Genomic DNA, 19,658 nt, shown 5'->3' with positions numbered 1-19,658 from the left:
GTGTCCTTCCTGCTCCAAAACCGTGTGCGAGCCGCCCCGAGGGGCCTTTACCCTGCGGGCATGGATCTTCGCGCAGAACGTCCCACCGACACACCGGCCGTACGGAACGTTCACCTGCGGGCGTTCGGTGACCATGGCCTCGTCGTGGCCGACCTGGTCGACACCCTGCGGAGCACCGTCACGCCCGAGGACGGTCTCTCACTGGTCGCCGTGGAGGGCGGACAGGTCGTCGGGCACGTGATGTTCACCCGCAGTCTTCTCGATGCCCCTCGTCGGCTGGTGGACGTGCACGTCCTCAGCCCGCTGGCCGTCATCCCGGAGTTCCACAAGCGCGGTATCGGCTCGGCCCTGGTCCGGCACGGACTGGAGATCCTCGCCGAACGGGCCGTTCCTCTCGTCTTCCTGGAGGGCGACCCGGGCTACTACTCGCGTTTCGGATTCGTGCCCGGCGGTGGTCTGGGCTTCCGAAAGCCGTCCCTGCGCATACCGGACGCTGCCTTTCAGGTCATCAGGTTCCCGGAGCATGAGCCATGGATGACGGGGACGCTGGTCTACGCCGAGCCGTTCTGGCGGCATGACGCGGTCGGCCTGCGCGACCCCGACGCTCAGGATCGCGAGCACCCGAGGACGGGGACGGCCCACTAGCGATCCCCATGTGCGCTGTTGTCCTTCTTGTCCTTCCCTCCTTTGGCCTGCCCGGGCAGATCACTCGGGGAGTTCTTCTTGCCCCGTGCCGTGGCATCGGCCGGTGTGCCCTTCCCGGATGCCGAAGCGGCGCGGTCGCCCGGATGCCGGCCCGGGCCGCCATCCGACGAGGGGTGAGCGCCGCCGCCCGGAGCCGCGTCCCGGATCGGGTGGGCCGAGGTGGACGGGGTCGACGAGCGCGTCGGTGTGGCGGAGCTGTGGTCATCGCCTGTGGGAGCGCCGGGGGATGACGGCACGGCCGGACTGCTGGCCGACGGAGCCGCTTCGCCGGTGGCGCCGTGCTGCGAGAAGCCTTCGGTGACGACGAGACCCGCGGTGACGACGGCGGCCAGTGCGGCCGCGGATCCGCACATCCTGAGGCGGCTGCGAGCGAAGGCGGGCCGCAGTGCCGCCCAGGAGAGACCAAGCCCCTTCGCGTCGGGCAGGAGGCCGTGGTGGGTATCCCCGGCGTCCGCGTACTCCGCGGCCGCGGGCACGACGCTGCTCACGGCCGGGCACGCGGTCCGCTCCGCGGCGTGCGTCACCGCAGCCAGCTGAGCCAGGGTTCGGGCGCAGTCGTGTGCCGTGGGGCGGGTCTCTTCGTCCAGGGCGGTCATCTGACGCAGCAGGGTGGCCAGTTCGGCGGGCAGGAAGTCCGGGAGGGCGGGCGGGCGATGCACCCGGGCTATGGCCGCCTCCAGGGGCGTGCCGTCGTATTCGAGCCTGCCGGTGAGGCATTCGAGGAGGACCAGGCCGAGCGCGTAGATGTCGGCGGGGCGACCCACGGGCCGGCCGAGTACCTGCTCGGGGGACAGATAGGCCGCCGTGCCGACCAGGGTGCCGGTGGCGGTCCGGGTGGTGGCGTCCAGACGCCGGGAGATCCCGAAGTCGGTCAAATGAGGTCGGCCTGAGGCGTCCAGAAGGATGTTGGACGGTTTGACGTCCCGGTGGATGATCCCCTCTTCATGGGCGTGCGCGAGGGCGTCGGCGAGCTGGGCACCGAGCGCTGCGGTCACCTCACTCGACAGGGGGCTCTTTGCGAGGCGGGCTTTCAGGGTGGGTCCGTCGACGAGTTGCATGACCAGGAACGCCTCGCCGTCGTGACGTCCGGCGTCGTACGCCGTCACCAGCCCCGGATGGTGCAGCCGGGCCAGGATGACCGCCTCGCTGCGGAAGTCCTCCTCCGTGTCGAAGCCGGTGCCGGCACGAAAGATCTTGACCGCCACCGGTCGCCGCAACCGCAGGTCGAACCCCCGGTGGACGTCCGCCGCGCCTCCCGAGCCGATCAGCGCGTCCACACGGTAACGGTCCGCCAGAATCCGGGCGAAGCGCCCGGACGGCCGGGCACCGTGCGCCTCACGCAACCCCACCTCGATCTCCCCCTGCCTCACAGAACCAGCACCGCCGGACACGGCCGCCGACCGGCCGCCAGTCGCAGGTACCCCTCCAGCTCCCGCTTGCACAGAGAAGACACATCTTCTGTCGCTCGACGGAACCCGCTGGACCATTTCTGTCAGCGCGGGTGACCGATCGTGACGGAACCCCGGCGTCGTTTGTCACCGTCGGCGTCCCACATTCGTCCCACCACGGACCCGTCTTCGCAGCTCACACCCCTGAGACCATCCCGGCGTCCCAATCCGGGGGTGACGGGGTCTCGTTGGGGACGGGCGCTGCCAGCATGATCCGCGCCGGGGGCTCCCGGCCACTCATCAGAGGGGGAACACCAGATGGGACGAAGGACGCTTCTGCGGGGTCTGACCCTCGCCGTGGCAGCGGTCCTGCCCCTGTGCGGCTCCGCGGTCGTGCAGGCGGCAGGGTCCGCCGCCACCGCGGTCGCGGTCTGCGGGCACACGAGCGAACAGCCCACACTGCAGCGGGGATCGACGGGGGACGCGGCGGTCGAGGCGCAGTGCGAGCTCAACCTGGCGACGAAACCGAGCCGGTACACGCCGATCGCGGCGGACGGCTCGTTCGGGCCGGCGACGGAGACGCGGGTCAAGGAGTTCCAGCGGTGTGCCGGGCTGGGCGTGGACGGTGTCCTCGGTCCGCAGACCTGGGCGGCGCTGAACACCTGGTCCGCCGGGCCGCACACCTGCGCCACCCAGGGCACGTCGAGCACGGCGCAGGCGACCGTGTGCGGGCACACCGACACGCGGCCGACGCTGCGCAAGGGCGCGAACGGCGTCGAGGTCAAGGAGCTGCAGTGCCGGCTGAACCTGGCCATGGAGCCGTTCCACTACCCGCCGCTGACCATCGACGGCGACTTCGGGGGCGGGACCGAGGGCCGCGTCATCGAGCTCCAGCACTGCGCCGGCCTCAGTGCCGACGGCGTCGTGGGCCCCAACACCTGGGCCAGGCTGGTGGACTGGTCCAGCCGTAACACCTACTGCACTCCCCCGCGCCCGGCCGGATACTCGATCGACGGCCTGGACACGGCCAAGTACCAGCACCCGGGCGGTGCGCCGATCGACTGGAAGGCCGTACGGGCCTCGGGGGTCGAGTTCGCGACGGTCAAGGCGACCCGGGGCATGAACGTCACCGACGAGTACCTCGCCACCGACCTTCCGGCGGCCCGGGCGGCGGGGCTGGCCGTCGCGCCGTACCACTTCTACACGGGCAGTTCGCCGGACACGGGTGCCGCGCAGGCCGACCGGTTCATCGCCGCCGTACGCGCGACCGGCTACACCGGGCAGCGGGCGGGCGACCTGCCCCCGATCTTCGACCTGGAACGCATGGACGACGGCAGCGGACGCTGCCCCGTCTACGGCACGGTCGCCGACATCAAGGCATGGCTCGACCGGGTCGAGGCCGCCTTCGGCCGCACTCCGATCATCTACACCCAGAAGTCCTTCCTGGACGACTGCCTGGGCTCGACGACCGCCTTCGCCCGCTACCCGATGCAACTCGCGGACTACCGCCAGTCGATCACCCAGCCGCCGCTGCCGAACGGCTCCACGACCTGGGCCATGTGGCAGTACACCGACGCCGCACTGTTCCCGGGCATCCAGGCACCGGCGACCGCGGACGTGTTCAACGGCACCCAGGCCGACCTGGACCGTCTGGCCAATCGCTGACCCCGCCCGCGACAGGAGAACCCCTATGACCACCAGGTTCGCACGCGCGCTTCCGGTCGCGCTGCTCATGGCCCTGGGCCTCACCGCACCGACGACCGCCTCCGCCTCGGCCGCTCCGGCCGCCACGGCGACCTCCTGCTACGGCGGGGCGGTCACCGTGCACTACGGCGACGCACTCGAGTTCGGCCCCTACTGGACCACGAGCCGCTGCAACGACATCAACATGCGCGTCATCGGCGGAACCGCCGACTACGTCAACGCCTGCGTGAAGTTCGCGAAGTACGGCACCTGCAACCACTGGACCAGGGTCGGCCGGAGCTGGACGACGATCGCCACCGACGTCCTGGACGACAGCAAGTTCACGGTGCCCGCCGGCGTGCCCCTGGAGGGCGACGACGCCGTCATGCAGATCGCCTACTGACCCCCCTCATCCACGGAGACCACCATGATCAGCACAAGGACGTTCGCCTCGGCCCTGTTCACCACGGCCGCGCTGCTGGCGGCGGGCGTCGCGCCCGCCTCGGCGCAGCCCTCGGCCGCTGCCGCCACCAGCTGCTACGGCGGGGCCAAGACCCTGACGTACCACTACCAGGCGGCCGCCAAGGAGTACGGCACCTACACCACGACCTCGCGGTGCAACGACATCAACATGCGCCTCCTCACGGACGGTCCTCAGGGCATCTTCCTGGACGCCTGTGTGGTGTTCGTCGACCACACCAGCAAGTGCAACAACGACGACGCGTACACCACGCACGGCACCGAGTGGGCCACCGTCGCCACCGACGTCAAGGACGGCACCCACTTCGTCCTGCGCGTGCACGCCTACGACATCGACGCGCAGAACGTCACCTTCCAGATCGCCTACTGACCGCTCGCCTCTCACCGCTCACGTTCCCGAAAGGACGACCATGGCTTCCTCCTTCCGTCCCATGAACCGCCGCACCATGCTGCGGGGCACGCTGGCCGCCGGCGCCGGCGTCGCGTTCGGCCAGCTGCTGTTCTCCGGCACCGCGCAGGCCTATTCGTGGTCGCGCACCCTCAACCAGGGCGACAGCGGCGCCGACGTGACCGAGCTGCAGATCCGGGTCGCCGGCTGGGCGGCGGACAGCGCCAGCCACAGCCGGGTCAGCATCGACGGCGACTTCGGCCCCGGTACGGCGGCGGCCGTGCGCCGGTTCCAGGCCGCGTACGGCCTCTCCGTCGACGGCAGCGTCGGGCCCAACACCCAGGCCAAGCTCAACTCCCTGGAGCAGTCGGACGGTTCGACGCTCCACTTCAACTGGAGCGAGTTCGTCAACCAGTCGGACGGCACCTTCAACGGCGGCAAGCTCAGCGCCTCGCAGGTGAAGGAGAACGTCCGCCGTTGCATGTACAAGCTGGAGGCGCTGCGCAAGAAGCTGGGCGACAAGCCGATCACCGTCAACTCCGGCTTCCGCAGCATCGCGCACAACGCAGAGATCGGCGGCGCCAGCGACAGCATGCACCTGTACGGCACCGCGGCCGACCTCGACGTGCCCGGCGTGGCCAACAAGACCGTCTACCAGAAGGCGGAGACCAGCGGGTTCTCCGGGCTGGAGACGTACAACACCGACCACCAGCACGTCGACAGCCGGGCCGACCTCGGCCGTGACTGGTGGTGGGAGGACGGCACGGTCTGACGCCGCTGTCGGGGGAGTGGAGCTCCGGGTGTCGCCGCGGCGGCGCCCGGAGCTCCACGCTTCAGCTCTTCGGCGTGTTCTTGAGGGCCGCCTGGCAGGAGGGCCAGTCGTGGAAGTCGTGCCGTACGGCCCACAGCCGGTGGGCGGCCTTGATGTTCCAGTCCGGGTCGAACGCCCGCAGCGGTGTGCCGCCGAGGTCGCGCAGGCGGGCGTCGGATATCTGGAAGACGCCCCAGTTGCGGCTGCCGTTGGTGTTGGGCAGGACGTACAGGGGGTCGAGGAACGAGGCGCAGCGGGCGATGGCCACGGCGGTGCCGGGGTCCTCGACGAACACCTCCCGGATCCGCTTCGCCACCCGGTCCGGCGACCAGGTCACCATGCTCACCTTCTGCGCGTACAGTGCCTTCTTGGTGTCCTCGTCGACCACGCCCCTGGCCGTCACGCCCGCCAGCACCTGGAAGGCGGTCACCCTGCGCAGCGTCTCCGGCCCGAAGTCACTGTCGACGGCGAGCTTTCCCTTGGCCCGCACCAGCAGGCTCTGCACCTCGCGCACGCACTCGTCGTGCTCTCCCATGCTCACCGTCGCGCATCCCGGGGAGTCCAGCACCTTGTCCCCGGTGGGAGCGTTACCGGCGGAGTCCTGGGTGGGCAGCCACACGAAGCCGGCCACCAGCATCACCGCGACCACGGCAGCCAGGATCGTGAGCCGGGGTGACAGCTGCCGGGGCAGCCAGGACCGTCGCGGCTCCTCATCGAGGGTGGCCGTCGGCGGCGTGACGTCCTCCGGTGCGGGACCAGCCTGCGTCTCCTCCTCGGCAGTGGGCTCCGGCGTGTCCCGTTCACTGTCCGCCAGAGCCCACAACCGATGCAGCTCGCGCAGCTCCTCCGCACTCGCACCGCACACCTTGGCGAAGGCGTGCACCACCCGGTAGTCCGCCGGGACGCTGAGGCCGGAGCAGTACCGGTGCAGGCTGGAACCGCTCACGCCCGCCTCCTTGCCGAGGCGGTCGTATCCCCGGCCACTGCGCTCTTTCAGCATCCGCAGGTATGCGGCGAATTTCTCGGTTCGCGGAGAGGCAGCCACAGATCCACCCTTGTTCAAGCCCCTACTGACGGGTAGAAGTTACACCGCGGAAGGGAAGTGGCGAGCCTTTTCCTGTGGGGTGCCTGTCCGCAATTCCCTTGTAAATGACACCGTTTGAAAAAGCGTCAACTCCTCTCTCCCCTCGTGGAAAGGGATTTCGCAACCGAGTCCTGGTAGGTGACGGTGATCGGGCCGTGGACGGTGTGCCGGGGAAGGGTGATCGTGAGTGTTCCGGTGGAGCCGTCCCAGCGGTAGTCGCGCGGGGTCAGCCGCACTCCGGTCGCGCTCACCTTGGCCGGCGCATGGGTCGTGCCCAGAAGGGACAGGGTCCAGCGTCGGCTTTGCACCTGGTCGTGGAAGGAGCCCCGCGCCGGGCCGATCGACACGGTGTGGCGTGTGCCCTTGTCCTCGTACCGCACGGTCGTGGTGGCGCTGTGTCCCCTCCGCCCGGTGCTTGCGTCGTCCTCGTACAGGCGGTACGAGCCCGACGCGCCGGAGGCGACGGTCAGGGTGACGTCGGTGAGCGGGTTGCGGTCGTTGTCGGTGACGTCATGGGTGCGGGCCGGCAGGATGCCGCCGGCCCTGACGAACACCGGCATGGCGTCCAGACCGGTGGTGATGTCCTGGGTGGTGCCGCCCTGGTAGGTCCTGCCGGTGAAGTAGTCGGTCCACCGGCCGGGCGGGAACCACACGCTGGTGGTCGCCGTCGCGCCCGGTGTCGTCACCGGGGCGACCAGGACGTCGGAGCCGTAGAAGTACTCGCTGGTGGCCGTCTCGTAGGCCCGTGCCTCGTCCGGATACTCCAGGTAGGTCGGACGGACGATCGGCACACCGGTCCGGTTCGCCTCCGCGGCCAGTGCGTATGTGTACGGCACCAGGTTCTCGCGGAGGTTGAGGAACCTGGCGGCCGACTTCCGTGCCGGTGTGCCGTACTGCCAGGGCAGCCGGTCGCTGTGGTTGCTGTGCAGCCGGTCGATCGGCTGGAAGGCGCCGAACTGCACCCAGCGCGCGTACAGGTCGTCGGGGAGCTTGTGCGTGGTACGGGTCTGGCCGCCGTCGGTGTAGGTCTCCGAACCGGTCAGCCCTGTCGTGTCGTTGTGCCCGCCGATGTCGTGGGTGATGGCCGCCATCCCGGTCGCGGCGGACTCCCCCGGCGTGTAGCCGACCTCCAGCTTCAGCGTGCCCCAGGTGGAGGCGGTGTCGCCGGTGAAGTGCACGGTGGTGCGCTTGTCCGCCCAGGGTCCGGTCGGCAGCGCCTGCTGGCCGCTGTAACCGCCCGCCTGGAGGGAGCCGTAGGCGCGGGAGAGGACGAATCCGCGGCTGTTGGTCTCGCCAGTGAGGCCGGCGTACTGCTGGTTGATCCAGGCGTCCGGTGTGACGCCCCGCAGTGACGACTGGGAGGAGTCGCAGCACCAGTCGAGCCACCAGAAGTCGTTGCCCTGCTCGTCCATGGTCCGGTGCAGGTCCAGGTACGCCTCGAGCTGGTCGGGGTCGCCGAAGTCGAAGGTGTAGCAGTTGTCGTCGACCGAGGCTGCCGAGGCGCAACCGCCCTTCGTCAGCTTGCCCTTGGCCGTGGCCTGCGCCCGGGCGAACTGCGGGTCGGAGGCGAGGATGCTCGGGTGCACGTTGAGGGTGTTGTGCAGCCCCTGCGCGGCCGACCAGTCGAAGAAGCCCTTCGGGTCGGGGAACTTGGCCGGGTCCATCTCCCAACCGCTCCAGGTGTTGACGGCCTTGAAGTCCGTGTCGGTCACCAGCACGTCCAGCGGCACGTGTTCGGCCCGGAAGGCAGGAAGGATCGTGTGCTCGTAGTCCGCGGCGGTGCGGTCGATGTACTCCGAGTACCACACGCCGTAGGCCCACTGCGGCAGCAACTGGGGTGGTCCGGTCAGGGTGGCCAGATCGGTGAGTGCCTGCTTGTAGGCGTGGCCGTAGCCGAAGAGGTAGCCGTCCTGGTAGGGCGAACCGCCGTGCGAGGGCCGGGGGGTGGCCTTCTTGGAGGCGGTGTCGTAGAGCGCCGAGGGGGTGTCGTCCAGCAGGTACCAGCCGTCCCGGTGCAGCAGACCGGGGGTGGCGACCGGGGCACTGCCGTCGCCGTTCACGCCGTCCAGGCCCCGGCGGTAGCCGCCGAGGGCGAGGTGCGGCGCCGGTGCGGCCTGCTGCCGGGCGGCCACGGAGACGGTGTCGAGGTTGACGTGGCAGCTCGCCGCCTCGGGGCAGTCGAGGGTGACGTCGTTGTCGCCCGCCTTGAGGGCGATGGGCACCGAGGCGGTCGCCCAGGTGTCCCAGTCCTGTGTCGCCGGCAGTGTCAGGGGGGCGGTGGCGCTGCCGGCGGAGACCGAGGCGGTACGGGTCTGGTGGAGGCCGTCGCTGCCGGTGCCGTTGGCGTAGCGCACCCGCAGGGTGTAGGTGCCGTCGGCCGGAACGCCGACCACATGGGTGGCAAGGCTCGAGCCCTTGTTGAGCTCCGCGACGAAGCCGTTGCCCGCGTATCCCGTGTGGTCGGTGGCGCTGACGGCGCTGCCGCCGATTCTTTCGGCTTCCGCCTCGCAGCTCGTGCCGAGCAGGCAGTCGGTGATCGCTGTGCTGTCGACCGGCGGATAGGCGTCACCGGGGTGGACCAGGGCGACGCTGTCGACGTTGACGTCGCCGCTGTCCGCGGCGGTCCGGGTCAGGGCGATCGTGTGGTGGCCGGCGGTCAGGTCGAGGTGCGCGGTGGCCAGGGTCCAGGTGTCCCAGTCGGCCGTGGTCGGCAGGGTCACCGTCCGGGACTCGCCGCCGTCCACCGTGAGGGTCAGCGTACGGGTGCGGGTCTGGCCGTCCGCGCCACGGGAGTTGGCGTACCGCAGGCCGAACTGGTAGGCACCGGCCTGCTTGACATCGATGTCAGCGGATACCGAACTGCCGGTGCCCTCGAAGCCCGCGGCGAAGCCGGTACCGGTGTGACCGGCGTGGTCGGCCGCCACGGACAGCCCGTTCAGCTGAAGGCTCTCCGCCTCGCACAGCGCGCCGACCTCGCAGGTCAGCCGCTGCCACGGGGTGGCGGTCACCGGGGTACCGCCGGCAGTCAAGCGCACTGACAGGTTACGGGCGTTGAAGGGCCCGGAGCCCACCTGATAGCGCAGGGTCAGCGCCCTCGTCCTGATGGTCAGCCAACCTCCGGACGTGGTGGCCGTGTAGGCGGCCGGGTCGAAGCCGCCGCGCCCGATCGCGTTGAAGGTCGGGGCATCGGTGAACTCGCCGTCGCCCGCGTACTCGGTGCGGATCAGCGTCGGCGAGAGGATCTCGAACCGCGCGTCCCCCGACCCGACCGTCGGAATGCGATGCCCCTGCGAACTCCCGGCCGACGCCGGCGGGGCCCCCGACAGCGTCGCGGCGGCGATGGCGAGAGCGGCGGCCGCGCCCACCCGCCGCCGTATGGATCCGAGCCGTCGTCTCTTCGAAGCGGCTGCCATGTCAACTCCGTTTCCCTGCAAGCCGGATGACACCTACGTGCTCGCGTTGGGTGTGCGAGTGGCGCGAGAGTATGTCGTTGACAGCGGTGCTGATAAGACCCGTGCAGGTCGGTGTCGGCCGGGACGGGGACGGCGGCTAGCGGACCACCCGGTGGCGCAGGTAGACGAACCGGGAGCTGAAGGTGCGGGTCTCGACCAGTTCGAGGTCCACCCGGCGCTCGTGCCGGGGGAAGTACGGAATGCCTCCGCCGACCAGCACCGGGTAGACGATGGTCCGGTACTCGTCGATCAGACCCGCGGCGGCCACTTCGGCGGCGAGGGTGGCCCCTCCGATCGCGATCTCGCCCTCGCCGGGCTCGTTGCGCAACCGTTCGATCTCCTCCGCCACGCTGCCGGAAGCCAGGCGGGCGTTTCCCTGCACCTCCTGCAGCGTGGAGGAGAACACCACCTTGGGAAGCGGCTTCCACAGCGCGGTCCACTCCAGCTCCGCCTCGCCGAGCGACGGATCCTGCTCGGCCGTCTCCCAGTACAGCATCGTCTCGTACAGCCGTCGTCCCATCAGGTGGACGCCGACGTCTCGGATCTCGTCGATCCAGAAGCGGAAGACGTCCGGGTCCGGTGCCGTCCAGTCGAAACGGCCGTCCGGTCCGACGATGTAGCCGTCGAGCGACATGCTCATCGAATAGGTCACGCTGCGCATCAGATGTCCTCCTCGGTGACGGGACCGAGACTAGGGCCGCCGGGAGATCATTTCCTTGAGAGACATCAGGGCGTGCGCGTTTTCCCCGCCCGGGCTCCTCCACCGACGGTTCCCCCTACGGTCAGGACGGCGTTTTGTGCTATCCAAGAGGTGTGCGGTGAGGGATCTCGGGGCTCGATCGCACGTACTCGGGAATGCCTCTCCGGCGTGTGCCGGAGTCAGCGAGCTGAGTGAGCCGCATGGACCCCACATCCTCCTCTTCGCCCGACTCACCGTTCGACATGGTCAGCGGTGCCCTGGCGGACTACGTCCCCCGGGCGGGAGCCACGGCGGCCCGGGGCCCCGCCGGCTCGCAGAACGCCCGCCGCGGCCAGGGACCCGCAGGTGAGGGGCGTGAGGGCGGAGGCCAGGAACAGATCCTCGCGGTGGTCAACCTCGACCGGAATCTGACGATCACCAGCTGCAATCTGGAAGCGGCCCCTTTCGCCGGTGTCACCGCCGCGCCGGGCACGGCCTTCTCCGCGCTGCTGCCGCCCGAGGACGTACCGACCGTCACCGAGAGGCTGCGCAACGTCATCGAGACACAGGAGGCGCACGTCGCCCGGGTGCAGCGCCTGCGGCGGGACGACGGCACCGACCTGCTGGTCTCGATGAGCATCCTGCCTGCCGCGGCGTCACAGGGCGGGCTGACGGTCTCCCTGATCGCCATGGCCAGACGGCTGCATCTGTACGCCTCCGCCGCCGCGATCGGGACGTCCCTGGACATCGGCGAGACGGCGCAGTCCCTGGCCCAGTCCCTGCTGGCCTGGGGTGACGTGGCCGCGGTCGACTTCGATTTCGCCGTGTGGACGGGAGAGGCGGTCATCGAGCAGGCTCACGAGCGCATCCGGCTGCGTCGGGCGGCCCTGGCGCCGGACCGGGCCTGGCCCGAGGGGTATCTGACGCGCGGGGACAACCTCCCCCGCGAGGCGAGCCGTCTGCTGGTAGGCGCGGTGACGCGCGACGACGCGCCGCAGGCCATCGTCATTCCCGACCGTGCGGCGATCGAGCGGGTGCTCGGCGATCCCCGGCTGGTGCGCGCTCTGGTGCCCGGCAACCTGCCCGCGAGCGTGGCGTGCATACCGCTGGTGGTCAGAGGGCCGGAAGGCACTCCGGGACCCATCGTGCTGGGGGTGACGGAGGTCTGGCGCCGGCAGGAGCATCCCTTCCGTGACAGCGAGCTGCTCGACCTGCAGGAACTCGTGGCCAAGACCGCCCGGCACGTGGATCTGGCCCGCCAGCATCAGCGGGAGCACGCCCAGGTCCTGGCGCTGCAGCGCCGACTGCTGCCGCGGACCGGCAGCGACACCATCGAGGTCGCCAGCGTCTACCAGCCCACCACCCCCGACAGCGCGGGCGTCGGCGGGGACTGGGTGAACAGCTTCCCGCTGCCGGGCGACCGTACCGCGCTGGTGGTCGGTGACGTGGTCGGGCACGGTCTGGGGGCCGCGGCCGCCATGGGTCAGCTGAGCATGGAGGCCCGCGCGTTGCTGTCGGCGGGGCTGGGCCCGGACGAGGTCCTGGAGCGTCTCGACGAGACGGTCACGCTCCTCGACGACACGGACGCGGGCCTGGCGGCCGGCTACAGCGCGCTGGGCTCGACGTGCTGCATCGCTGTCTACGATCCCGTCGACCACCGCGTCGTCATGTCCAACGCGGGGCACCTGCCCCCGATCCTCGTTCACCCGGACGGCTCAGCCACCACCGTCACCGCACAGCCGCACCCCGGACTGGGTGCCGAGTTCGCGGTGCGCGAGCCGTTCGACCTGCAGTCGTTCGCCGCACCGCCCGGTTCGCTCCTCGCCCTGTACACCGACGGTCTGGTGGAGGACCCGGTGGACTCCATCGATGAGGGAATCGGGCGGCTGAAGGAAGCGGTGCGTGAGGTGCACCCCTGGGACGATCTGCAGCAGGCCGCGCGTCGCGTGGTCGCCGAGCTGGCCCCGCAGGGTCGCCTGCGCGACGACGTGACCCTGCTGCTCGCCCGCACGACCGGCCGGCGCAGCCGGGACACGGCGACCTGGCGGCTGCCCGCCGCCGACGACACCGCCGCCCGCGCCCGCGCTCTGGTCGCCGCCCTGCTGCGGCGATGGCGCATCAGCGACCAGGGCCGGGACAGCGCGCTGCTGGTGATCAGCGAGCTGGTCACCAACGCCGTCCTCTTCGGCACCGGGCCCGTCACGATACGGCTGGTCAAAGCCGGCCACCGCCTCACCTGCGAGGTCGGCGACGTGGGCAACGGCCGGCCGCGTCTGCGCCGCGCCGGGCTGCTCGCTGACAGCGGGCGCGGCCTGCACGTGGTCCACAAGCTCACCACGCGCTGGGGCGTGCGGTGGACCGACGCAGGAAAGGCCGTCTGGGCGGAACTCGACGTGTAGGGCGGCCGCCGGGACGAGCGGGGCGGGTCCAGGCCCCCGCCTCACAACCACTCCCCCTCCACGGCCGTGGCGGTCAGCCCAGGCGCGGCCGCGTACAGCACGGTGCGACTGCCGGACTTCTGGCCGGCGTCGTACGCGCGCCGCAGGATGTCGAGTACGGCGGCACCGCCGCGGTTGCCCGTGGTGTACCCGGCCCGGCTGTAGGCCAGCAGTCCCGCGGGCCAGCCGTCGGGCATCGTCTGTTCCATGTACTCCAGCACCCGCGTCCCGCCGGGATGGGCGAGCAGGAGATCGGGGTGCCACGGGCGCCGGTCGTCCTGGTGGCGTACGCGCAGCCATGCCCACATCGCGGCGACCGTCTCCTGGACGGCACGCGGTCCTCGGCGGTCCATCACGAAGTGGGTCCCGTCGGCCCGGGTGTCCAAGCGGTGCAGGTCCGTGGTCCCGGGCAGGGTGTGATGCCAGGCCGCGTCCAGGCGCAGGATCGATTCTGCTCGGGGGCGGCCGGTGACCACCGCGGCAACGGCGGTGTCCGCGAACAGCAGCCGGACGATGAGGGACTCCAGCGTGTCGTCGGCCGGCTGGTAGGTGGTGCTCAGCGCCTCCGATATCACCACCAGCACCGCCCGGTCGGGGTCCGCGGCGACGAGATCGGCGGCCAGCGCCAGCGATCGGGTCCCGGCGATGCAGGCCCACTGGGTGGCCGGCAGCAGCAACACGTCCCTGCGCAGGGGGAGGCGGTTGAGCAACGACAGGTCGAGCCCTGGCAGGGCCGGGGTGGTGGAGTTACTGGTGATCAGGCAGTCGACATCCCCGGGTTGCAGTCCGGCGGTCTCCACTGCCTCGCGGGCGGCCCGCTCGCCGTAGGCCTGCACCGCCGCCCAGGCCGGTGCGGTGCGCTCCTCGACGGTCTGCTGTGCCGGTATCGCCTCCAGGGCGGCGATCACCCGGTTCACTTCCCGGTCGCTGAACCCGTCACGGGCCAGTGCCGCACGGGCGGGCTCAACTCCCGGTGTCCGCAGGCCGCTTCCGCCACTGGGCGCGATGGCCGTCTCGAGCGGCAGCATCCATCCGCGGGAGGTGATCCCCGTGCTCGCGGCGATGCCGTTGATGCGCGACAGCCAGGGCGCGTGCGGATGTCGGCCACGCACCTCCGCCAGGATCTGACCGGTCTCCACGGCGTGTTCGCCGTGCAACACGGCGGGAGGACACAAGTAGGCGCTCATGTACGCCCCTTTCTCCGCACATCTTCACGGCGTCGGGCAGCAGAACCTGCCCAGATCGTCAACCCCCAGGGCCAAGACGCCGTGAGGGCACTCTACTTCGCCCCGGCGATCCATTGGCCGTAAACGATGCAAAGGTGCGCAACTCAGGAACTCTCGCCAAAAACGCGACAGCTCCTGCCCTTTCGTCAAGGGAAGGAGCTGTCGCGGTTGCGCCCGGCCCGGACGTCACCGGAGCGTCATGCGTGACGGTGCGAATGCCGGTTGCCGGTGACGAGGCGGTAGAGGACCAGCAGGATCAGGGAGCCGACGATCGCGGCGACCCAGGTGGAGAGGTCGAAGAATCCGTCGATGGAGTCCACCCCGAAGATCACCTTGCCGAGCCAGCCGCCCAACAGGCCGCCCACGATGCCGATGAGCATGGTGACGATGATGCCCCCGGGGTCCTTGCCCGGCATCAGGGCCTTGGCTATGGCGCCGGCGAGCAGGCCGATGAGGATCCACGCGATGATGCCCACAGTGCGTCTCCGATTCGTCGCATGTAAAGGTTGTGTCAGCTCTCCGCGTGCACCGTCCGCGCTCGAACAAACATCTCTTCCACATCACGGCTCGTCAGTTCCCCGCAGCGGACCGGTCCCTGGGAACGAGACGCTGCGGGATGCCGGTTCGGCGGACTCCACACGCCGCAGCCACCAACTGGCCGTCGCGAGAAGGCCGGCGAAGACCGCCAGCAGCAGCAAGGACGTCCACATCGGCCGACTGCCGGGAGACACCCACCCGGTCCAGGCACTCGAAGCCGCCCACAACATCACGCCCGCCGCGTACAGGGTCCGCATTCGCCGCAACTGCCGGGCAACGGGCCAGGGGGTGAAGGACTCAGTGTGCATCGCCATGCGGCGCCCAGTACCCCGGCCGACCCGCCCTGCACCTGTGTTTCGACAGGCGGTTCCGACTCGTGTGCCAGGGCTGAGCCGCTCCGTCGGGGGTAACCGAGCCGACAGAAAGGGACAAGACCCCCCGTGGGAAGGAGCGTCATGCCCGGCATGATGGAGCGCATCAAACAGTTCGCCAGGAGCCCTCAGGGCCGACGCGTGACCGAACAGGCACGGCGGGCCGCCGCCGATCCGCGGCGCCGGGCCCAGGCGCAGCGGCTGCTGGGCAGGCTTCGTGGCCACCGTTGACCGGGTTCGGCGCGATCCCCTCAGGACGGACGTGCGTGGCGCACGCCCCCGGGAAAGAGGAAGGGCAACGGTGGAAGGAAGTTCCTCGCTCCGAGCAGTGGGCTGGGCCCGCTCGCTGCCGCTGTCCAGCGAAGTGAAGGCAGCCCGGGACTGGGCACGTGATCATCTCAGGACACTGGGGTGGACCGCCTCCGCTCCGCAGACGGTGGACGCCATACTGCTGACGGTCTCCGAACTGGTCACCAACGCGCACGTGCACGCGCACAGCAGCGCCCAGTTGGTCATGACCTGGGACGAACAGTGTCTGCACATCAGCGTTCATGACGGTTCGAGCGATCCGCCGACACCCCGCACGGCGAGCACCGAGCGCCTGGGCGGACGCGGCATGTTCCTCGTGGACGCCCTGGCCGACGAGTGGGAGTTCCGGCCCTGCCGCCACGGCAAGTCCGTCATCGCCTGCTTTCGATCGCCCGCGGACACCGCGGACGGGCATGCGGGCCGGCGCCCGGACGACACGGAGAACCACACCCCTGGGCCGCACGTCACCCGCGAGCCGTGAGACACGCAGGAACCGCGCCTGGCCGAGCCGGTTCCCGGACGTCCGGGAACCGGCTCGGCATGACGGGTCTCGGCAGTGCCCCTACTGTCCGAAACCGTAGGCGAACAGGTGGTCGGTGCCCGTCGAACCCGTCACCGGCAGCGTGATCGACGCCACCTGCTTCGACGGATCCAGCGCGACCTTCGTGGCGAAGACGTAGGTCTTCACGCCGTCCCGGCCTCCGCTGCCGGTGTCGCGGTAGGCCGTCGTGACGGCCGTGGTGTCACCCGCGATCGGCTTGCTGGAGCCGCCGTTGAGCGTCCAGTCCGAGAACCCGACCGTCGCCTTCGACGTGGTGCCGTCCGTGTAGGTGACGGTCACGGTGCCCGAGACACCGTCGGTCGGCGCGTTGGTCGCCGCGCCCAGCAGACCCAGCGAGGCACCCGACGTACCGGCCGGCATCGGGATGGTCTGGCCGGCCATCTCCAGGTTGTCCAGCCGGCCGGAGGTCACCGTCGGCCAGGTGTACGAGATGCCGTCGACGGTGAGGGTCGAGCCGCTCGTGACGCCCGCCGCCGACAGCGCGTTCTGGGAGTACGCCCAGCCGCCGTTGTCGAAGCCGCCGGAGAAGGTGGCTCCGTCGGGATAGACGCCCTCGTTGGTGTTGTACGGCCACAGCGCCCCGGCCTTGGCGACGGCGACGCGGAGGGTCGCCCCACTCAGGGTCGCGCCGGTGCCGTGGTCGGTCAGCGCGAAGGTCACCGGGTAGGTCCCCTCGCTCGTGCCCGCCGTCACATGGACCTTCGTCTCGGCGCTGCCCGCGGCGGGCACGGTCAGCGAGCCGGACGCCGGATCCGCGGTGACGCCGGTGGGCGCCGTGGCCTTCCAGTCGACCGTGACGGCCTGGCTGCCGAGGTTGGTCAGATCCATGGTGGCGTCACCGGAGGCGCCGGGCTGGAGCACCAGCCCGTCGCTGGAGGGGCCGGTCGCGGCGAGCACCCGGTTGCCGCCCGTGGTGTCCGACGGCGGTGCCGCCGACGGGTCCGACGCCCAGGAGGTGTTGGGCTGGGTGCCGAGCGTGAAGTCGAGGCTGCCCGCCCCCTTGAACTGCCCGTAGGTCAGCCACGCGTTTTTCCATGCCTTGCCCTTGACGTTCAGGGACTGCACGTAGGGCGCGTTGGGCGCGGCCTGCGGTGCGTTGATCCGGACGGTCTTGCCGCCCGCGAGGGTCGCCTGGGCCACCGGGAAGACCGGGCTGCCGAGCGCCAGGGTGTCCGTGCCCGGGGTCTCGGGGTACATGCCGAGCTCGGACCAGACGTACCAGGAGCTCATGGCGCCGAGGTCGTCGTTACCGAAGGAGCCGACGGGAGCGTTGAAGTACAGGTCCTGCTGGGCCTGGCGGACCGCCGCCTGGGTCTTCCACGGCCGGCCCGTGTAGTCGTACTCCCAGGGGATCTCCACGCTGGGCTCGTTGCTGAGGTCGGCGTCGCTGTTGCCGGGGTTGGTGATGTTGTCGAGCAGGCTGTCCAGGTAGGACGAGTACGCCTGGTCACCGCCGCGTGCCTGGATGAGCTGCTTGAGGTTGAAGGGGACCATCGGCGTGTACTGGGCGGAGGTGCCCTCCACGAAGCCGTTGGAGGTGCCGGGGGTGAAGCCGCCCGCGAACTGGCCGTCCTTGTTCTTGGCCTGCAGGTAGCCGGTCTGCGGGTTGAAGACGTTCATCCAGTCCTGGGCGCGGGTGGCGAACTTCGTGTAGACGTCCGTCCTGCCCAGGGACTTGGCGAACGCGGCCAGCGCGTAGTCGGCGGAGTCGTACTCCAGCTGCGTGGAGACGGGGCCGTAGAAGTTGCAGCAGCCGTAGTCGTTCTCGTCCAGCGGGAGATAGCCCTTGGCGTCCCGTACCGACTCCCCCGGGCGGTCGTTGTTGGGGACGGTGGCCTCGTGCTGGAGGGCGGCGAGGGCCTTGCCGGTGTCGAAGTCCGTGGCGCCGAAGGCGTATGCGTCGGTGATGATGCCGGCGGCCGGGTCACCGACCATCACATAGCTCTCGCCGTTGTTCGAGGCCCACTTGGGCAGCAGACCCGTCTGGTCGTAGCCGTTGAGCATCGAGGTGACGACATCGCCGGCCACCTTGGGCTCGACCATCGCCATCAGCTGGGTCTGGGAGCGGTAGGTGTCCCAGCCGGAGTAGTTGGCGTACTGGGCCTGCTGGCCCTTGGCCAGCTTGTGGACCTGGTTGTCCATGCCCATGTACTGGCCGTTGGCGTCCGAGAAGACGTTCGGGTGCAGCAGCGCGTGGTAGAGCGCGGTGTAGAACTGCGTCTGCTGGTTGGCGGTGCCGCCGCCGATCTGGAGCTTGTTCAGCACGGCGTTCCAGGCCTTGTGGTTGGCCTGTTCGACGGTGTCGAGGTTCCAGGTCCTGATCTCGGAGGCGAGGTTGGACGCCGCGTTGGCGTCACTCGTGTACGAGATGCCGACCTTCGCGTTCACCGTGGGGTTGGCGGAGGTGTCGAAGGTGAGGTACATGCCGTTCGCGCCCGTGGTGGGGGGCTGGGCGGCGTCGGCCGTGGCCGAGGAGCGGGGGGCGGTGCCGGCGCTGGGCGTCGGGGACGGCGTGCCGGACGTCTTGGCGGTGCTCCCGTGGAGGGTGGGGGCGGGCTTCGCCGGGACGGTGAAGTGCTTCTCCTTCAGCGGCGCTGTCCTGGCCGCCTGCGGGGTCTGCCGGACCTTGCCCGCCTTGAGCGACGTCGCGTCGGGGTTGATGGTGCTGCCGACCCAGGTGCCGCTCTCGGTGAACGGCTGGTCGAACTTGATGTCGAAGTGCAGCGTGTACCTGTTGTTGGCGCCGCAGAAGTGACCGCTGTCGATCGCGCCGCTGATCTCCTTGTCGCTCACCACCTGGACGCGGGTTCCGTCCACCTGGGTGGAGCCGCCGCTGAGCTTGAACAACAGGTTCGCCTGTTGGCCCGCCGGGAAGGTGAAGCGGCCCAGGCCGGCCCGGGTGGTGTCGGTCAGCTCGGTCTTGACGCCGCTCGCGTCGGTGACCCGGTAGTAGCCGATGCCGGCCTGCTCGTCGCCGTGGCTGAAGCCGACGGAGGTGTCGCCCAGGCTGCCCGACAGGGCGCCGGTCACCGGCAGGATCGGCAGGTCGCCGGCGACGGGGCAGCCGGGGCCGGAGACGTGAGTGAGGCTGTAGCCGGAGATCTTGCTGTCGTTGTACTCGTAGCCGCCGCCGTCGGGGCGGTGGGGCGAGGTGTCGGGGCCCCACTGCACCATGCCGGCCGGCATGTCGGGGCCGGGGAAGGTGTCCACGGCACCGGACGTGCCGATGAGGGGATTGACCAGGGACGCGGGATCCTTCACGAAGGCCGGCGTCGCGGTGCCCGCGGCATGGGCGCTCTCCATGGCCGTGAGCGGGAGGGCCGCCATGCCCAGGACGCAGAGAACCGCCATCCGTTGGCGGAGTCTTCTTCGGTCGCGTGGTGCAGCTGAACGTCGGGGTCTCACCATCGGTTGCCTCCGCAGCAGTTCGTGCTCGCACATCGGTCGCCGGCGCCGCGAGAACGCGGCGCCGGCGACAGGCAACGGTTCCGGCCAACCGGCCTGACAACGTTGCCATTCACGAGTGTCGAGTGAAACGCCTGCGC

Annotated in this window: 16 protein-coding genes; 8 read left to right on the top strand and 8 right to left on the bottom strand. The window is 70.2% G+C overall.

Features of this window, described 5'->3' with window-relative positions; translation table 11 throughout:
* The first annotated feature begins 60 nt into the window (after window positions 1-60).
* Window positions 61-645, top strand: a complete 585-nt coding sequence (locus tag ABZ453_RS12860) for an N-acetyltransferase (RefSeq protein WP_359014420.1) — start codon at window positions 61-63, stop codon at window positions 643-645.
* Here the strand turns inward: ABZ453_RS12860 and ABZ453_RS12855 are convergent.
* Window positions 642-2,075 (bottom strand): serine/threonine-protein kinase, encoded by a 1,434-nt coding sequence (locus tag ABZ453_RS12855; RefSeq protein ID WP_359014418.1) that lies wholly within the window; start codon window positions 2,073-2,075, stop codon window positions 642-644. The genes ABZ453_RS12860 and ABZ453_RS12855 overlap by 4 nt on opposite strands.
* A gap of 336 nt (window positions 2,076-2,411) precedes the next feature.
* On the opposite strand from ABZ453_RS12855, the gene ABZ453_RS12850 reads away from it, so the two are divergent.
* The 4 genes from ABZ453_RS12850 to ABZ453_RS12835 are packed head-to-tail and all read left to right on the top strand — an operon-like array spanning window position 2,412 to window position 5,416.
* Complete coding sequence (locus ABZ453_RS12850) at window positions 2,412-3,758, top strand: GH25 family lysozyme (RefSeq protein ID WP_359014416.1); 1,347 nt, start codon at window positions 2,412-2,414, stop codon at window positions 3,756-3,758.
* 25 nt (window positions 3,759-3,783) lie between these two features.
* The gene (locus ABZ453_RS12845; RefSeq protein ID WP_359014414.1) at window positions 3,784-4,179 is read left to right on the top strand and encodes a hypothetical protein; all 396 of its coding nucleotides are present in this window, start codon (window positions 3,784-3,786) and stop codon (window positions 4,177-4,179) included.
* A 24-nt stretch (window positions 4,180-4,203) separates the two neighbouring features.
* The gene (locus tag ABZ453_RS12840) at window positions 4,204-4,626 is read left to right on the top strand and encodes a hypothetical protein (protein WP_359014412.1); all 423 of its coding nucleotides are present in this window, start codon (window positions 4,204-4,206) and stop codon (window positions 4,624-4,626) included.
* 40 nt (window positions 4,627-4,666) lie between these two features.
* On the top strand, window positions 4,667-5,416 hold the full coding sequence (locus ABZ453_RS12835) for a D-Ala-D-Ala carboxypeptidase family metallohydrolase (RefSeq protein WP_359014410.1): 750 nt from the start codon (window positions 4,667-4,669) through the stop codon (window positions 5,414-5,416).
* Window positions 5,417-5,477: 61 nt separating this feature from the next.
* On the opposite strand, the gene ABZ453_RS12830 is transcribed toward ABZ453_RS12835, so the two are convergent.
* The 3 genes from ABZ453_RS12830 to ABZ453_RS12820 all read right to left on the bottom strand — a co-directional run bounded on the left by ABZ453_RS12830 (window position 5,478) and on the right by ABZ453_RS12820 (window position 10,652).
* Window positions 5,478-6,500 carry a helix-turn-helix domain-containing protein gene (locus ABZ453_RS12830; protein ID WP_359014408.1) on the bottom strand — a complete coding sequence of 341 codons (1,023 nt, stop codon included), beginning with the start codon at window positions 6,498-6,500 and terminating at the stop codon, window positions 5,478-5,480.
* A 125-nt stretch (window positions 6,501-6,625) separates the two neighbouring features.
* Window positions 6,626-9,952, bottom strand: a complete 3,327-nt coding sequence (locus ABZ453_RS12825; protein ID WP_359014406.1) for a TIM-barrel domain-containing protein — start codon at window positions 9,950-9,952, stop codon at window positions 6,626-6,628.
* Between the two features lie 136 nt (window positions 9,953-10,088).
* Window positions 10,089-10,652: a dihydrofolate reductase family protein gene (locus ABZ453_RS12820; RefSeq protein WP_359014404.1), complete on the bottom strand. Its 564-nt coding sequence runs from the start codon at window positions 10,650-10,652 to the stop codon at window positions 10,089-10,091.
* A 239-nt stretch (window positions 10,653-10,891) separates the two neighbouring features.
* On the opposite strand from ABZ453_RS12820, the gene ABZ453_RS12815 reads away from it, so the two are divergent.
* A complete protein-coding gene (locus ABZ453_RS12815) occupies window positions 10,892-13,069 on the top strand; it encodes a SpoIIE family protein phosphatase (protein ID WP_359014402.1) in 2,178 nt (725 codons plus the stop codon).
* A gap of 41 nt (window positions 13,070-13,110) precedes the next feature.
* On the opposite strand, the gene ABZ453_RS12810 is transcribed toward ABZ453_RS12815, so the two are convergent.
* From ABZ453_RS12810 to ABZ453_RS12800, 3 genes are all read right to left on the bottom strand, one after another.
* Window positions 13,111-14,295, bottom strand: a complete 1,185-nt coding sequence (locus tag ABZ453_RS12810; protein ID WP_359014400.1) for a type III polyketide synthase — start codon at window positions 14,293-14,295, stop codon at window positions 13,111-13,113.
* A gap of 236 nt (window positions 14,296-14,531) precedes the next feature.
* Complete coding sequence (locus tag ABZ453_RS12805) at window positions 14,532-14,810, bottom strand: GlsB/YeaQ/YmgE family stress response membrane protein (RefSeq protein WP_133043849.1); 279 nt, start codon at window positions 14,808-14,810, stop codon at window positions 14,532-14,534.
* 84 nt (window positions 14,811-14,894) lie between these two features.
* A complete protein-coding gene (locus ABZ453_RS12800; RefSeq protein WP_359014398.1) occupies window positions 14,895-15,185 on the bottom strand; it encodes a hypothetical protein in 291 nt (96 codons plus the stop codon).
* A 141-nt stretch (window positions 15,186-15,326) separates the two neighbouring features.
* Between ABZ453_RS12800 and ABZ453_RS12795 the strand changes: the two genes are divergently transcribed.
* Window positions 15,327-15,473, top strand: a complete 147-nt coding sequence (locus tag ABZ453_RS12795; RefSeq protein WP_165954836.1) for a hypothetical protein — start codon at window positions 15,327-15,329, stop codon at window positions 15,471-15,473.
* A gap of 97 nt (window positions 15,474-15,570) precedes the next feature.
* On the top strand, window positions 15,571-16,032 hold the full coding sequence (locus ABZ453_RS12790; protein ID WP_359014458.1) for an ATP-binding protein: 462 nt from the start codon (window positions 15,571-15,573) through the stop codon (window positions 16,030-16,032).
* Window positions 16,033-16,113: 81 nt separating this feature from the next.
* Here the strand turns inward: ABZ453_RS12790 and ABZ453_RS12785 are convergent, their stop codons facing one another.
* Window positions 16,114-19,464, bottom strand: coding sequence for a lectin (locus ABZ453_RS12785; protein ID WP_359014395.1), 3,351 nt, complete (start codon window positions 19,462-19,464; stop codon window positions 16,114-16,116).
* Window positions 19,465-19,658: the final 194 nt, after the last annotated feature.

Origin of the sequence: Streptomyces sp. NPDC005799, assembly GCF_040630525.1 — a bacterium.
GTDB lineage: Bacteria > Actinomycetota > Actinomycetes > Streptomycetales > Streptomycetaceae > Streptomyces > Streptomyces griseorubiginosus_B.
This window is presented reverse-complemented; position numbering and strand designations above follow the sequence as displayed.

What these genes read in the sequence shown, in the direction of transcription:
- ABZ453_RS12860 (WP_359014420.1), top strand. Translation starts at nt 61, where the DNA reads ATGGATCTTCGCGCAGAACGTCCCACCGACACACCGGCCGTACGGAAC.
- ABZ453_RS12850 (WP_359014416.1), top strand. Translation starts at nt 2,412, where the DNA reads ATGGGACGAAGGACGCTTCTGCGGGGTCTGACCCTCGCCGTGGCAGCG.
- ABZ453_RS12845 (WP_359014414.1), top strand. Translation starts at nt 3,784, where the DNA reads ATGACCACCAGGTTCGCACGCGCGCTTCCGGTCGCGCTGCTCATGGCC.
- ABZ453_RS12840 (WP_359014412.1), top strand. Translation starts at nt 4,204, where the DNA reads ATGATCAGCACAAGGACGTTCGCCTCGGCCCTGTTCACCACGGCCGCG.
- ABZ453_RS12835 (WP_359014410.1), top strand. Translation starts at nt 4,667, where the DNA reads ATGGCTTCCTCCTTCCGTCCCATGAACCGCCGCACCATGCTGCGGGGC.
- ABZ453_RS12825 (WP_359014406.1), bottom strand. Translation starts at nt 9,952, where the DNA reads ATGGCAGCCGCTTCGAAGAGACGACGGCTCGGATCCATACGGCGGCGG.
- ABZ453_RS12820 (WP_359014404.1), bottom strand. Translation starts at nt 10,652, where the DNA reads ATGCGCAGCGTGACCTATTCGATGAGCATGTCGCTCGACGGCTACATC.
- ABZ453_RS12815 (WP_359014402.1), top strand. Translation starts at nt 10,892, where the DNA reads ATGGACCCCACATCCTCCTCTTCGCCCGACTCACCGTTCGACATGGTC.
- ABZ453_RS12810 (WP_359014400.1), bottom strand. Translation starts at nt 14,295, where the DNA reads ATGAGCGCCTACTTGTGTCCTCCCGCCGTGTTGCACGGCGAACACGCC.
- ABZ453_RS12800 (WP_359014398.1), bottom strand. Translation starts at nt 15,185, where the DNA reads ATGGCGATGCACACTGAGTCCTTCACCCCCTGGCCCGTTGCCCGGCAG.
- ABZ453_RS12795 (WP_165954836.1), top strand. Translation starts at nt 15,327, where the DNA reads ATGCCCGGCATGATGGAGCGCATCAAACAGTTCGCCAGGAGCCCTCAG.
- ABZ453_RS12785 (WP_359014395.1), bottom strand. Translation starts at nt 19,464, where the DNA reads ATGGCGGTTCTCTGCGTCCTGGGCATGGCGGCCCTCCCGCTCACGGCC.